The 13,906-nt window shown below is 46.0% G+C and carries 12 protein-coding genes; all 12 read right to left on the bottom strand.

Going from position 1 to position 13,906, the window contains the following annotated elements:
* Window positions 1–20 precede the first annotated feature (20 nt).
* Complete coding sequence (locus tag P4S53_RS06560) at window positions 21–4,571, bottom strand: alpha-2-macroglobulin family protein (RefSeq protein ID WP_337111969.1); 4,551 nt, start codon at window positions 4,569–4,571, stop codon at window positions 21–23.
* A 204-nt stretch (window positions 4,572–4,775) separates the two neighbouring features.
* On the bottom strand, window positions 4,776–5,834 hold the full coding sequence (locus tag P4S53_RS06555; protein WP_337111968.1) for a polysaccharide deacetylase family protein: 1,059 nt from the start codon (window positions 5,832–5,834) through the stop codon (window positions 4,776–4,778).
* Between the two features lie 57 nt (window positions 5,835–5,891).
* Entirely contained in the window at window positions 5,892–7,082 is a 1,191-nt protein-coding gene (locus P4S53_RS06550) for a tetratricopeptide repeat protein (protein ID WP_337111967.1), read from the bottom strand.
* 388 nt (window positions 7,083–7,470) lie between these two features.
* Entirely contained in the window at window positions 7,471–8,010 is a 540-nt protein-coding gene (locus tag P4S53_RS06545) for a hypothetical protein (RefSeq protein ID WP_337111966.1), read from the bottom strand.
* A gap of 15 nt (window positions 8,011–8,025) precedes the next feature.
* A complete protein-coding gene (locus P4S53_RS06540; RefSeq protein WP_337111965.1) occupies window positions 8,026–8,823 on the bottom strand; it encodes a hypothetical protein in 798 nt (265 codons plus the stop codon).
* A gap of 73 nt (window positions 8,824–8,896) precedes the next feature.
* Entirely contained in the window at window positions 8,897–9,688 is a 792-nt protein-coding gene (locus P4S53_RS06535; protein WP_337111964.1) for a hypothetical protein, read from the bottom strand.
* Window positions 9,678–10,157, bottom strand: coding sequence for a hypothetical protein (locus tag P4S53_RS06530; protein ID WP_337111963.1), 480 nt, complete (start codon window positions 10,155–10,157; stop codon window positions 9,678–9,680). Before P4S53_RS06530 ends, P4S53_RS06535 begins: the two co-directional genes overlap by 11 nt.
* A gap of 285 nt (window positions 10,158–10,442) precedes the next feature.
* Complete coding sequence (locus P4S53_RS06525) at window positions 10,443–11,795, bottom strand: hypothetical protein (RefSeq protein WP_337111962.1); 1,353 nt, start codon at window positions 11,793–11,795, stop codon at window positions 10,443–10,445.
* A gap of 103 nt (window positions 11,796–11,898) precedes the next feature.
* Entirely contained in the window at window positions 11,899–12,372 is a 474-nt protein-coding gene (locus P4S53_RS06520) for a hypothetical protein (protein WP_337111961.1), read from the bottom strand.
* Between the two features lie 4 nt (window positions 12,373–12,376).
* Window positions 12,377–12,667, bottom strand: coding sequence for a hypothetical protein (locus P4S53_RS06515; protein ID WP_337111960.1), 291 nt, complete (start codon window positions 12,665–12,667; stop codon window positions 12,377–12,379).
* A gap of 97 nt (window positions 12,668–12,764) precedes the next feature.
* On the bottom strand, window positions 12,765–13,139 hold the full coding sequence (locus P4S53_RS06510) for a hypothetical protein (protein ID WP_337111959.1): 375 nt from the start codon (window positions 13,137–13,139) through the stop codon (window positions 12,765–12,767).
* A 123-nt stretch (window positions 13,140–13,262) separates the two neighbouring features.
* Window positions 13,263–13,799 (bottom strand): hypothetical protein, encoded by a 537-nt coding sequence (locus P4S53_RS06505; protein WP_337111958.1) that lies wholly within the window; start codon window positions 13,797–13,799, stop codon window positions 13,263–13,265.
* Window positions 13,800–13,906: the final 107 nt, after the last annotated feature.

Genomic DNA, 13,906 nt, shown 5'->3' with positions numbered 1-13,906 from the left:
ATTATCCTGAGTCATCACAGTTACTTTTCCACCGTCATCGTTTGCGGCGTCTGCCAGTACGCCAGATGTTTTTCCGGACGGTACATTGACTCGATAAAGACAGGCGGCACGGCGAAAGTGCCCGGTACTTCGGCACGCAGAATATAGCCATAGCGGGATTGCTGGCCTTTGCGCATTTCATCAGACAGCACAAAGCGATCGTTGCGGTATTCCTGATGATCCGCAGTCTTGAGCTCAATCCCTGCCGGCAGGACCCGTTCAATCGGCAAACCTTGGTTCAGTGCCGGGTTTTCCAGCACAAAACCGGCCGGAATCTTATCAACCAGCAAGGCGTCATTCACGCGCTCGTTCAATGTGACAGTGAGTACCACAACAACCCGATCCCCCACTTTCACACGGTTCGATGCCAGCGGCTCACCCTTCATGGTGTAGAGTTTACGCTCTACCTGTTCGGCATCCAGGGTATTAAAGCGGTTCGCGTCATTGGCGATCCCACGATTTAACGTCTGATAACCTTGCGCCAGCACTTTGACATACACAGGCTGGTCATCCAGGTTCTGAATGGTCATATCATTCGCGAGTGGCTGACTAAACATCCCTGTCTGGCTCACCGCATGACCGCTGACAGACAGATTGAAAATCTGATCGCGGTTTGCTGCGTTGGTCAGGGCGGATGCCTGCACCAGAGCCGCACGTTCCTGAGTACTCATCCAGGGTGTGTTTGCCAGATCAATCAACTGCTCCAGATACTTGGTCTGCAGTTCCTGTGCGATGCCTTTGAGTGAGTGATCACTGGCCATTTCCTGCATTACCGTGACTGATTTCGCAACATCACGCAGGTTCGACCCGTAATCGCCGAAGTATCTGTGCCTGCGGTTGTAATCCCGGATGTCATCGAGCATGTCTTCCGCCTCATCACTGGCACCGACGTTGGCATAGCTGGCCGCCATATGCAGATAACTGAGCTGGGTCGGCAGGCTCGTCAGTTTCATGCTGTCGAGATCACTCCACTTCAGCTTGCCCTGCTTGCTCATCAGATAGGCAGCGTAAGCGCGCGCCACTTTGGCAGATTCCGTGTCATAGGCCAGATTACGGGTTACAGATTCATTGCGCACATACACCATGAGGCGATTTGAAGCTTTACTCAGCATGGAAGCCGGAACCACCTCCGGGAAACGTTTGTCAGCCGCGAGCAGAAAATCGGTCACATAGCCGCTGAGCCAGGGATTTTCCCGCCCGCTGCTGTCCCATAATGAGAAACCGCCACTATTTTTCTGCATGGTTTTCAGCCGCAGCACGGCTTTTTCGATCAGCAGCCTGTCTGTCGATGCCGCATCGTCTCCGTCATCATCGCTGCCATGAGGCGTCTGATGGGCCTGCACTTTGAATCGCTGCAGTTCCGGCTCATCCAACAGAAATGGCCAGGCTTTACTGGTGGTTTGTTCGGCACAACCATACGGATACCGGAACAGCCCGCGAGCATGCTCCTCGGTATTGAGTACCGGTGTCCGGCTGAAATAAGCGTGCCCCATGCTGCCACGCACCACATCCAGGCCAGACCACAGCTGCTCGCTGACATTGTAGGTCTCTTTCGAATCCAGCAGCACCGACTGCGCCTGTGTCACCCAGGGCATGACCGGACGAACCGGGATCCCCCAGGCGCGCTCAATCGATATCTCCTGGTTGTTCACACTCAGGGTCAGCGAAGCGCGGTCGGTGATTGTGGTATCTGACACACCAAAACGATAACTCTGGCTCCAGTGTTCGCCATCTTTCAGCACCAGTTCAGTCGCCGGCTGCGGGTTGAAGTTCAGTGTTTCTGAGCCTGCAATCGCCAGCGACAGTGTCTGAGAGTGACCACTCACATTGTGAAGATCGACGGTCACACTTGATTGGTCGCCAGGCACCAGAAAGCGCGGCACACTCAATTCAGCCACCACAGGAGCACTGATGGGTTTATCCAGCACAGCTTGCCCGACTTGCGAACCGTTAAAGACAGTCGCCACAATCTGCGCCTCGCCGTTGTAGTCCGGGATGGCCATGTCGACCACAGCTTTGCCGTCTATCAGTTTGATCGGTTTGGTCATCAGAATGATGGACTTGCTTTCAACCAGGCCGTCATTTTTGTTATCGGTGTCTTCGTTAGCATCACTACCAAACCGCGACTGAGCAAACGGATCGGGCCGCAGATCATACAGGCGCGAATACATGTCGATGACATCCGCACTGTATCGGCGCTGACCAAAGAAGTAATCATGCGGATTCACCGGCTTGAAACGGCTCAGGTTGATGATCCCTTTATCGACCATCGACAGGGTGACCCAGGTCTCCCCGCCCTGCTGGGCATCAATGTTATCGACAGTCACAGGGACAGAAAGCGTTTCTGAGGGTTGAATCAAATCGGGCAGATCCAGCGCAACATTCAGTTTTCTGCTGCTGCGATCCAACTTGAGCGGTGTGATACCGAAGTAGCGCTTGGGTGTCTGTCCGTCTTTTCCTGTCAGTGTGGTGGTCAGGAACACATCGTGGCGGGCCAGCGATGCCGGAACAGGGACAGTCACCGTCATCTTACCGGCCTGAACCGGATAGCTCTCTGACCAGACAAGCTGATCCGCTTCCAGTGTCACCAGCAGGCTTCCGGACAGCGGTGCAGTCACTGTAACTGCGGCTTGCTCACCGGCGGCATAAGCGGGTTTATCCGTTTGGATCACCAGATGATCCGGTTTGGCTTTCAGCTGTTCATTGCCCTCATACCAACCGGCATAAAAGCTGTAGCTGGACGACACACCGGTCGACACATCAGTCACGGTCAGCAGATAGTCGCCCCACTTGGTGGCAAACGCCACACTTTCCGGCTGCTGGCCGACCTTGATTTTCTGGCTTGATACACGCTTCCAGCGTTCCTGTTTTTTACGTTCCCAGCCAATACCTTCTTCGTAAACCCAGTAATAGGGCCCCTGGTCATAATCCATGGTGACTTCCAGTTCACCGCTGGTGAGAGACTGTCCATCAGCACTGAGCAATGCAAGCTTGAACAAGGCATCAGTATTGTATGGCACAGAGACAAATTCAGGTTTAATGCCGGGAACCGGCTGATTTTTCCAGGTCACGTAACTGAACTTACGCTGTACCGCTGCGCCGCCCGACTCCAGCAAACTGAAATTGGCCACGGTTTTGACCGGACTTTTGATCTGTTTCGGATCAGGCGTCGGGAGATTCACGATGAAACGTCCTTCGTCCGACAGGGCGACTTCTTTCAGTTCCTGATAATTGGCATCCAGCGTAAAAGGCACGCCCACCACATAATTTTCAAACTTGCCCGGAATATGATTAACGGGCGCATAGGTCACGGCCGATTTCACTGTATTGCCAGCCGCCGGGCTGCCAAAAAGATAGCGCCCCTTCAGTTCGACTTTATTTATCTGACCCGCGACAACAAATGACGCGGCGTTTTGGAATGTCAGATCCATCCGCTCAGGTACAAATTCTTCGAGCTGAAATGCGTATTCACTGATGGGTTCAGGCGAGGTTGGATCTAAACGGACTTCGAGGCGGTAACGCCCGGTTTTCCAATTTGCCTCTGTTTCAAGCTGACGGAAATAATACCCCTCGGCCTGAGGCTGTAATTGCTCCTTTAATATTTCCTCATTCCATGGATTCACCACAGACAGGGAAACCGGTCGCTGAGATAAGGCCTTGCCGTCTTGATCACGCAGCAGAATGTTTACCGGCAGGCGCTCGCCGGGTTTCACCAAATCACGGTTACTGTAGATATAGGCTTCTGTCGCCTGATATTTTCGTCCGCCAACAGCACTGTCTGCCAAATCCAGCGGCGCTTCACGCAATGGCAGAATCGCCATTTCTTCTTTAGCGACACCGCTCTCATTGGGGGTTGTCACCCGGGCGATCACAATATCTTGCCGCTGAGTCTGGATATCAAAGCGGGCAACCCCGTGCAGGTCAACAGGCTGACTGTCGAGTAAGGCGTTGTTGCGGTAAATCTCGACCACACCTTGTGTCAGCGCGTCGCCCGTTGAGAGCCTGGCCAGGCTAAAGGCGGCCTGGCGGGTATTGAGTCTGGCCTGAATACCAACATCGGTCAGCAACATATGCTTGGCTTTCACGCGGTAAAACGTACCAGGTGCTTTAATCACCACGATGTACCAACCTGCATCCAGGGAATGCGGGATCGGCAGTCGGGCCGGGGTCTGGACGTCTTTCTCGCTGGGCGGCAATGTATAGCGATCTGAAAACACACTTTGATAAGCATGCTTGATATTGTCCAGATCATAACTGGATAATTGGTCCTGAAGATAATGCCGGTTCAGCAATTGTCCCGGTTCAGTCACCTGTAATATCTCGATATCCACATAATCAAGATTGATAAAGTTAACAGGAATTGATTGCTGGCTGGACTGTGGAACCAGCGGTCCGCTGCCGATAAATAACACGTCCGGTGTTTGCTGTGATGTTTCGTTATCCGCTTCCGCAAAACTGAATAACGAAAACAGCGACAGACACAAGAGCAGCAGACATTGCCGCCATTGCGTCAAATGAATTGATCTAGCCATAAAATATTATTCTGTCCTTACCAAGGTGAGTCGTAAAATATTGCTTTTATGTTCGCTATGCGCGTTATTCTATCCCGAGCTGAATCAACAATGCTGCGATTTATCATAAAAACGACCACTAGCCCGCAAATACAAAGCCGGTCATCAGAACTCAGTCATGACGATCGAAAAAACGCTGGTACTGCGACCAACGTCTTTCACTGTTTATGAACACGACCGCCATTTCAGCCCAGCCTGATGGACCAGGTCATCAAGATCATTCAGCACAACCGTTGCGTGAGGGTGAATGTCATGGAAAAGCACGATCCCCTTTCGCCAGAGCAACATTAATGTCATGACACGATCCGCAACCTGGCGGGATGACAAACGGGCATTCCAGTCCTGGCTGTCAATCGTCCACAGATAAACAGGTTTGCCCTGACGTTGTAACCACTGTGACAGCGCCGGGCTTCGCATACCATAAGGCGGGCGGAAGACGGCATCTGACGGCAGGGCAGCCAGTTGCGCCATTGCCTGATCGGTACTGTGAATGGAGTCTTTCGATTTATCGAGCACCTTGTGTGCATGGTGTCGCCATCCGTGGGAGCCAAGACACTGAGACTGATACCAGTGCTTATGTTCAGCCGGAACCAGCTTACTCCCCAGCACAAAAAAGTATGCCTGGATGCCTCTGTAATTCAGTTGATGAATCAGTGTCTGAGTGCGCGTGGGGTGCGGGCCGTCATCGTAGGTCAGCAAAAACTCGCCGTCTTCAAAGCGCTCCCCTGTCACCTCAGTGTCGTTAAAAGTCAGAATCTCACTGCTGATGCGGGGAAACAGCGCCGCTAAACGGACCTGCTCAAACAAGTAATAGTGGTAAAACTGTTCACTGGATTCACGCCATTGGCTGTCAAAAGCAGGCAGGCGTTCACGCGCGATCCTGACCAGATCGTCCCAATGCTTCACAGACTGATTGTGAGAAGCCAAACGATACCCTTCCAGCATTCGCTGCTGCGTTTTGCTACGCCATGTCACAACAGAGTCAACACTCACCTGCTTCACACCAGTAAAACGAGAGATATCCTCTTCATTTGCCAGCGGTACTTTCGCCATCACATGAACAAACTGCAGTATTTCTGCGGCAGAAGCCCGATCAAAAGCTGCTTGTGAGTGGATTGCTTCAGGCCATAAGTTTCTGTCTGTTGTGGCAATCTTATGCGGCCCGGCAGCCTGTGCCCAGCCAGACCACAAGCTGAGGACAAGAACAAAATACGTAAATTTCATGACGTCATCCAAAATGAGAAAAACGCCCGGCACAGCAGGCGTTTTCAGGCAAGATACTTATTGAATGTGTAGTTTCTCTTTCATCCGCTCCATACCGCTCTGGTAAGCAGAATGCTCACGAAGCCGTGATGCCGATTCGAAATTATCCAAAGCACTTTGCCACTCAGAAGAAGCTTCATAGATGCGGCCAATATTGTAGTAAGACCCGGCTTTAATGCGATCAGCACGGTTACCGGAAGCCAGTTCAATGGCTTTCCGGTTGGCCCATAATGCTTCAGCACGTCTGTCTAATTTAGGATAGGTCACCCCCAGATTACTGTATGCCTGGCTGAAATCTGGATAGAGGTTGATGGCATCCTGGAAGTAATACATGGCAGCCAGATAATCTTTTTCCTGGTAGGCTTTTTCGCCAGACGTGTTCAGGCGTTTTGCCTGAGCGATCATGGCCGCTGTCACCAAACTGTGTGATTCAAAGGAGTCGGCAGCCAGTACACCAGCCAGATGGCTGTTGATGTCTTTGTTGTTAACTAAAGACAGGTACTGATTGATGTCGTGAAAAGCGCCCTCTCCATCGATGCCGAAGACGACCCAGCTATTGGCGCGGACATCATGACGCACTTTGTAATTTCTGATATGCGTCTTACCGATATACACATCGACACGCGCGTTACTGGCAGACAAAGCCGTCGAATCATTGCGGCCGCCATTTGAGAAGTCGCGCACCATATAGACATATCGCTCGCCCTGTTTCTTTTTCACCACAGTGATGGTTTCAGGACCGTAAGATGAGGTGTCATCAACATCCAGATGAGTCTGATCACCTTGCTTTTGGGAGAAATACACATGGTTGCCCGGAAAAACCAGGTGAGAATCCAGATCCGATGGCGAACTACCCCAGGTTAAGACAACACGTAAACCATCCAGATTTGGCATCTCTGGGGATAACGCATAGGTAAATCCTTCACAAGGGCATTTTACAACCAGCGTTGAATAGCCTTCTTTTTCAATCAGCATGGTCGTATTCAGGTCATCAACCAGCTGAGCGGTATCCGCTTTGCCCTGTGCGTTGGTTTTCACTCTGACAGAGTTTTCACCGGCACGCTGCCAGGTCACGTCGGCGTCCTGGATTGACTGACCTTTCACGACGGCGCTGAGTACCTGTACTTCCCCAGCAGTTGCCACTGAAGAGATGAAGCCGATACAAGCTGTAAAACATGACACTTTTAGCCAAGAACGTTGAAACATCATTATTATTACCTTCCGTTGATTTCAACCCTAAAGGCGACATTTCGTTGATGATATTTAAGGGATTACTTGATAAATCAGCAGGCAGCTTTGGTTTGTTTAATACATGATGACAGATAAAATTATTGGGAAGATAGGCGGAAAAAATTTATTTCATAACAACTACTATTAAAAACATAGTTTTCCTTACAGCAATAAAACATCAACTACCACGATGAATATATATCCGACAGAACACTTATTTTTAATACATCTCACAAACATAAACACTAACCTTCAATCACTTTCGTTCTTGAATATCAACACATATGCTTTGTAGAGAATTCGGAGTAAAAAACAAGCATGCAGACACTTAGGATTTCATCAAGTAATGCAATACATTGTTCACTGCTCAGTTCAGGCAACGCTGTTCAAGCGCTTCAAAAAATTCCCGACTTAAACTTTGCCGGGTCATCTCGGAAGTACCTGCATTTCGCTCGTAATCAAATGTCACATGTTGGAAGCTGCCATTTTTCGTCAGAATCTGAATTTCATACTGAGTATTGCTGATACGGTGCAGACCGCACACCAGTTTTCGCCGCGGGTTCAAGTGTAATCCATTCATTTTCCAGTCCGCTTCCTGAGAAAACAACCGCGCTTTCGGATGATATAAAAACACTTCAGATAACTGATTTTCTCCCAGGTTATCGTCAATCACCAAATCAGGATGCCCGTCAAAGTTGATATCCAAAAAGCGGGCACTGTAATCCAGAGACTCAATTTCGTGGGGCACCGGGATGGATTGCATTCGCCCATCAGCAAACTGAACGCTGACCGCATGATCACCAATCTCGACCGACCTCACCAAAGCCACCGGATTTTCCCCGGCTGTGGTTTCAGACCAGACAGAAGCACTGAGCATCAAGCTCAGCACAGTAAGTAAAGACTTCATTTGGTTCATGGTGAACTACCTGCATGTCGCTTCGAAAAGCAATTGTGATTGCAGACTGACCCGAAGCTGGTGCGCCTGCGAATCAATCTGGTACTTGTAATGACCGTGCTGGAAAGATAAGTCGATAGCACCGAGACTGGTCAACGTCTTTGCCAATGTGAGTTCCTGCGTGCCCGTTTTAGAAAACCTGTAAATCAACGCCTGATCTTCTTGCTCGCGGAAACAAACACTGGCCACACGCTCACGCCCGATCTCACACAGATAGACATAAGTTTCCCCATCAAGACAACCTGCGTTGGTGACATGCCCAATACGATTCAATAAAGAAAAATTTTGCTCGTCAAAGAGTTGGGCCGGAGAATAGCGGCTGATATCCAGAGGCAAGTTGTACAGCGTGGATAAAAGATTCACATCCACTGAGGAACGAATCCGGTCCAGCTCCACAGCCAGAGGTTGCCAGACCTGCTGTTCATGCATTCGGAAATCTGGCAGGAATGGATGCCGGGTGAAAGACACTTGTGCAGCAATAGCAAGCGGACCGGCCGTATTGATGTAATAGCGGGTTGAATGCTTGCCCCGGTCATCTATCACGGTCAGCTGTTGCAGTTCCTCACTGTCACGATACACCGCTTCTGTTTGAACACCGCCACACCAGGTTCCCCATAATTGCGTTTCGAGCACTTGTCCTTGTGAACTGAGTTGTATCGCACAATAGGGTTCGCCATTGTCGCGGCGGTTCTCTGTGTGTACGTCAAGGGCTGCCGCCGGTCCTGACAACAACACAATGACCAGCCAGAAGATACGTAAGATCATCCTTCGTCCCCGAATTCACAGGCATCAAACAAGACAGGCAACAGGTAATCCTGTTCGCCTTCTGTCCCGCAAATCACGGCCATGCTTTAAATCCCTGATAGGCTTTTCCGTCAAATTTCAGCGTCTGATCAAAACTCCAGGCCTTTTGATAAACATCTGAAAAATATTGATCGCTCATCTTATCTTTGACTTTGGTCGTCAGTTTTAAATCACGGTATCCATGGGAGATTTTATTTCCGATATTGATATAGACTTTGGCCTGATGAATCGGGACAGGCTCACCGGTCACTGAAAAATGGCCTTCCTGATTCGTCCAGTAATTCATCGGCAAACTTTTCAGTACAGGCTGTAACTTTTCCTGCTCGCGCACAAAGAGCGTCATATAGCCAGACGCGCCACCCTCTGCAAACCGGGAAGCATGGCCAATATCTAACCGGACCCCGAAGGCTCTGGTGTCATCGTTCAGGTAATAACGCGCGGTATCCAGCCAGATCTGATCATTATCAATCCGAATTCCCCCTTCATCGCCAACTGATCCGGTATAAGCAGAAACCACCTGATGCGTTGTTGTATCAACCAAGACAACGCGCCAGAGGTACTCAGATGAGTCATCGAGCGGATCCATAAAACGGCGCTGAAAATATGACCCCAACATGATGTCTGGCTCTCCCGGTAAGCGCTTACACGCAACCGAGCTGAAATTATCCTCATTCCATTCAGAAACATTCTGATTGCGGGCATCAGACTTCAATACCGACATCATGGCATTACTGCATAACTGGGTTTGCGCGGCCTGTGCCGACCCCGCCCACACCGAAAGAAAGAGGGGGCAGACACCATCAATTTCAATCGTTTCATGATTCATTTACCTTCAAAGATTGAATATGCTGGTAGAGCGCAGTCACCCGCTTGGTATCCGGCACATACTCGCACTCCAGAAATGCATCCTTCACGGTATCACCTTCTGTAAACACGTGATTCACCAAAAGCGCCTCATCATCGATAAAGCTGAATGTATAATAGTTATATTCTGCAGTTGCTATTTTCAGAAAACCTAAGGGATCCATGGTGACTGATTCGGAAGTCACCTTCTTTTCGACGGCCAATAGATCATTTCTGTAAATCGAGACATCCTCACCGGAGACAATTATTTCCACTTTCCCGCTATAACCATCTTCCATCTCATAGACTGGATAGGTCCCGTACTCGTTGGTAATATATTCGCCTCTGTGCAAATCATCACAACTCAATTCAAACTCAAACAGACTGTCACTACTGCTGGCTTGAGCGACATGAGAAAACAGCAGCATTGCTGAAAAGATCAATCTACTCATTGCATTATTCTCTATACTCATCCACATCTTGGTCTTTATTCACGCAGGTTTCAAAATCAAATTGAGTCGATACAAGGTTTCGATACTGTGACAACAGTGCTTCCGTTTCACGATCATCCGGCACCATCCCGATTGAACTCTGAGTACAATGAATCATGGGTGTCAAGGCCAGCTCAACATGACCAGGGCGACCAGATTGATACATCAACTGCTAGTTAGGACCACAAATTGAGATCAGTTTCCCATTTGCCGTTTGACACACAGAGCACTCATTGAAGATAAAAGTCACAACTTTGATTCAATATCACAGTAAACACTGCTGATATCAAAAGAATCAAAACCACTTTTCCTGACTTCAGTTTTTATTTTGCATTTTTTAGTCATGCTTTTGTAGCTTCCATGTTGATCCATGACAGGCACATTCGAAAATGACTGATCCAGACGGTTAAACATTGAAGAAAACATTTCTTCTGACGGCAGTTCATCAAATTTTTTCAGATTCAGTCCATTATATTCGTACTGATACAGATAGTGATTAAATTGTTCTTTTTCTCTGTCGTACAATGAATTCATACAAATGACATCATTCAACAGAATACTGTGATTCACGATGTTCATATTGAAGAGACATTCCTGATTGGTACTGGAAAGAAAAGTAAATCTTACAACTTTCAGATGTCCATCTGCTTTCTCTTCTACAACCCGATATGCATATGTACTGGCTTTGATGATATTTTCATTCATCATGATCTGATCAAGATAGAGACCATAGGCATCAATGTTAACACGCGGTTGATATTCACCGGCTGATTCTTCGTTCACTTCATCCAAAAGGGTTGAACCAGATTGGCTCTCTGAAACATCATTCAATAAAAATAGCCCAGACGGCGTTTCATATGCTTCACCGTTGAACTTAATCACTTGATTGACGCGTTTCATTCTTTCTTCTGACCCTCTTTTTGGATCAAACGTATAATCCTCTACTTTATCTGAGAGCCGAATGTCTCTGTACCCATTCGTTTTCGTATTCAGTAAATGCAAAATGGTGTGAACGGTTTTCTCTTGAATAACACCTTCATAGCCATTGCAATGATCACCTTTGATTAATTTCCAAGAATAGGTTGGCATGTTTTTGAGTACAGGAACGAGTTTCTCTCCTTTCCGGACAAACAAAGTCAAGAAATCATTCTCCAGAAAACCTGCGCATCGCGGTTTATCTCCTGTATGTAAACGCACACCTAATGCACGGACTTCATCGTTCAAATAATATCTTGCTGTATCCAGCACTATACTATTCTCATCGATGCGTGTATCACCTCCTTCAACGATGACATTTTTGTAGCTAGCGATTGATCGCTTGGTCCTCCGGTCAACCAATAACACACGCCACAAATAATTCTGATGTTGCTCAGTTTTATGCTCACTCTTGATATATGAAGCAAACACGATATCTTCATGCTGCGGATGTGTTTTACACTGAATCGATTCTATATTGCCTCTGAATTCAGCATCGTTTCCCTGTTGATATTGATGGATGATACTCAGATCGTCCTCAAGACAACCAGATTCAGGTTCACCAAATGACTTCATGCTGAAGAGCAGCAAAACTGATACAAATATACTTTTCACAGAACTCACGCACCTTCCTATCAAATCTTAATTCAGGAACACAAAGAATAATCTAGTGTAATCAACTTACTCTCAGAGTTTATAATTTAAAAAATCATCCACATCATATTTTTTATATTTTACTTTTTATCTCTTTAACATACCTCATCATTTCTTTTGTTTTTTCTGATGAATTAGGGTTATTGCAAGTGAACATTTCTTCTTCATTTCCTTCATTTTCAATATTAACATATTGTATACTTGTAAGTTTAGTCACAAAAAGGAAATTATAATAACTATATGGCGAAATTGTCACAGTAATCTGTTCACCATCAATTTTGACTGCATTTGAAGTTAAGCTTTTAGAAGCAATGAACAATCCTTGGTGGATAATAGTTATTTTACCGTCCAGAAGATTAAATTCAATCTCCCCACTATATCCATCGTCCATTTCGTATTCTGGATAAACTCCGATATCACTATCTTCAATCATTCTTCCTTGCTCTAAATCTTTGCAAACTACTTTATATTCAAAAGAATTAGTATCCACTTCAGATATGGCATCAATTGAAAAAACCATTAATAATATATAAAAAAACCTTCCCATAGATTTAACCTTCTGGACCATCCCAATAAAATTTACGATCTCCAATATGCCCTTTATGCTTAGTTTTACTAACATCTAACTGCCATTTCTTTTCTGAGTCTGATTGCTGCGTATGATATTTATAATCAACAAAATAACCAGGATTTATTTTTGTATACGAATTTTTGTATTGATGTGCTGTAGAAACCTCAAAATGTAAATGAGGTGCACATGTGCCTTTTGATTTAGTACCAGAAACACCTGATTTCGCTATAATCTGATCTTTAGTAACTTTATCGCCAACTTTTAATGGCATTCATGTTTCTGGATTATTTTCAATCGATTTTAGATGCATGCAAGCTATCGATTCAATGCAATATAAAATCCATTTTTTGGTTAACCTGCGTAGATGACTATTTTCCTGTTGGCGTACATTGGATCTCTTCACGGTCTAAATGAATTCTACATTTTTGCTCTGCCCAATGCGCGGCAACAAGGAAAGAAAGATTAGCACCATCAAAACTTAACCTTATAGGGTAAATCGCTGGATAGTTTTTCTCTAAATTCAGTTGACTGTCTCCCATCTGACAATATCGCTTTCGACTCTGATTTTTCTTGTTATAAACAGTGATACAAGGGTCATCTTTTTTGATATATACACTCCCTTTATCCGCACCGCTTGGTCGCCCTTGCCATATTTGGTAATAACGATATTGATTGATATCATCTGCATAAGCCTCAACAGAAAATCCGATGAATAACAAAATTGGAATAAATTTCGTTTTCATGATTTTATATCTTTAAACCTCAACTTTATTATCATCCATCGACCTTCGGTCGCTTATCAATTGAATTCCAGTGGCTTTTCTAAAACACACACTGGAACCCATTTATTTGGCTACACGTAAATATCAATAAGGATTTTCTGGGGTTATTTCAATTTTCTTTTGAAGTATTGCTTCTAGTAGTGTCCCCCAATACTTCTGATAGGCTTCAAAATTTGTTTCTTCCAGGTCATTCATACATTTGTAAATACTATATGAATGTTCAAAATCCATCCCCCTAGTGACATTGTTAGTGTTAATTTTATCATCATAATTATCAAAAATGATTTCCCAATCAAGCTGTCTTAACATGCTATCTGGGTTATAAAATGAAAAGTTAATTAACACGTAAGACTCTGAAAAATGCTGAACAATTGCATTGATCACAATACCCTCTGAAGGCTTTTTAAGACTCGTATTTATGAGTACTTTATCATTGCTTTTCAGAATAAAATTATCACCTTCAACTTCGACATGATAATTTCTAACCAAAGGTTCATTGATAATTAAATAGTTTTCTGGATATTCTGGGTGATTTTTAGGTGCGACCGTAATACCTAGCTCTTGAAAATCATAATTGGTTTGATAAGGTGCAAGTCTAATATATTGACCTTGCTCACTCACAATGTCTTGCGTATAGTCGATTTGGCACTCAAAGCTGAATAAATTATCTGCATATGTTCTCAATGACCACAGAAGCATCAATAAATATAAAGCTGGTAACCTGACTT

This window comes from Photobacterium sp. Hal280 (assembly GCF_037162255.1).
Classification (GTDB): Bacteria; Pseudomonadota; Gammaproteobacteria; order Enterobacterales; family Vibrionaceae; genus Photobacterium.
This window is presented reverse-complemented; position numbering and strand designations above follow the sequence as displayed.

Coding starts and splice junctions, on each gene's coding strand:
- P4S53_RS06560 (WP_337111969.1), bottom strand. CDS start 4,571: ATGGCTAGATCAATTCATTTGACGCAATGGCGGCAATGTCTGCTGCTC.
- P4S53_RS06555 (WP_337111968.1), bottom strand. CDS start 5,834: ATGAAATTTACGTATTTTGTTCTTGTCCTCAGCTTGTGGTCTGGCTGG.
- P4S53_RS06550 (WP_337111967.1), bottom strand. CDS start 7,082: ATGATGTTTCAACGTTCTTGGCTAAAAGTGTCATGTTTTACAGCTTGT.
- P4S53_RS06545 (WP_337111966.1), bottom strand. CDS start 8,010: ATGAAGTCTTTACTTACTGTGCTGAGCTTGATGCTCAGTGCTTCTGTC.
- P4S53_RS06540 (WP_337111965.1), bottom strand. CDS start 8,823: ATGATCTTACGTATCTTCTGGCTGGTCATTGTGTTGTTGTCAGGACCG.
- P4S53_RS06535 (WP_337111964.1), bottom strand. CDS start 9,688: ATGAATCATGAAACGATTGAAATTGATGGTGTCTGCCCCCTCTTTCTT.
- P4S53_RS06530 (WP_337111963.1), bottom strand. CDS start 10,157: ATGAGTAGATTGATCTTTTCAGCAATGCTGCTGTTTTCTCATGTCGCT.
- P4S53_RS06520 (WP_337111961.1), bottom strand. CDS start 12,372: ATGGGAAGGTTTTTTTATATATTATTAATGGTTTTTTCAATTGATGCC.
- P4S53_RS06515 (WP_337111960.1), bottom strand. CDS start 12,667: ATGCCATTAAAAGTTGGCGATAAAGTTACTAAAGATCAGATTATAGCG.
- P4S53_RS06510 (WP_337111959.1), bottom strand. CDS start 13,139: ATGAAAACGAAATTTATTCCAATTTTGTTATTCATCGGATTTTCTGTT.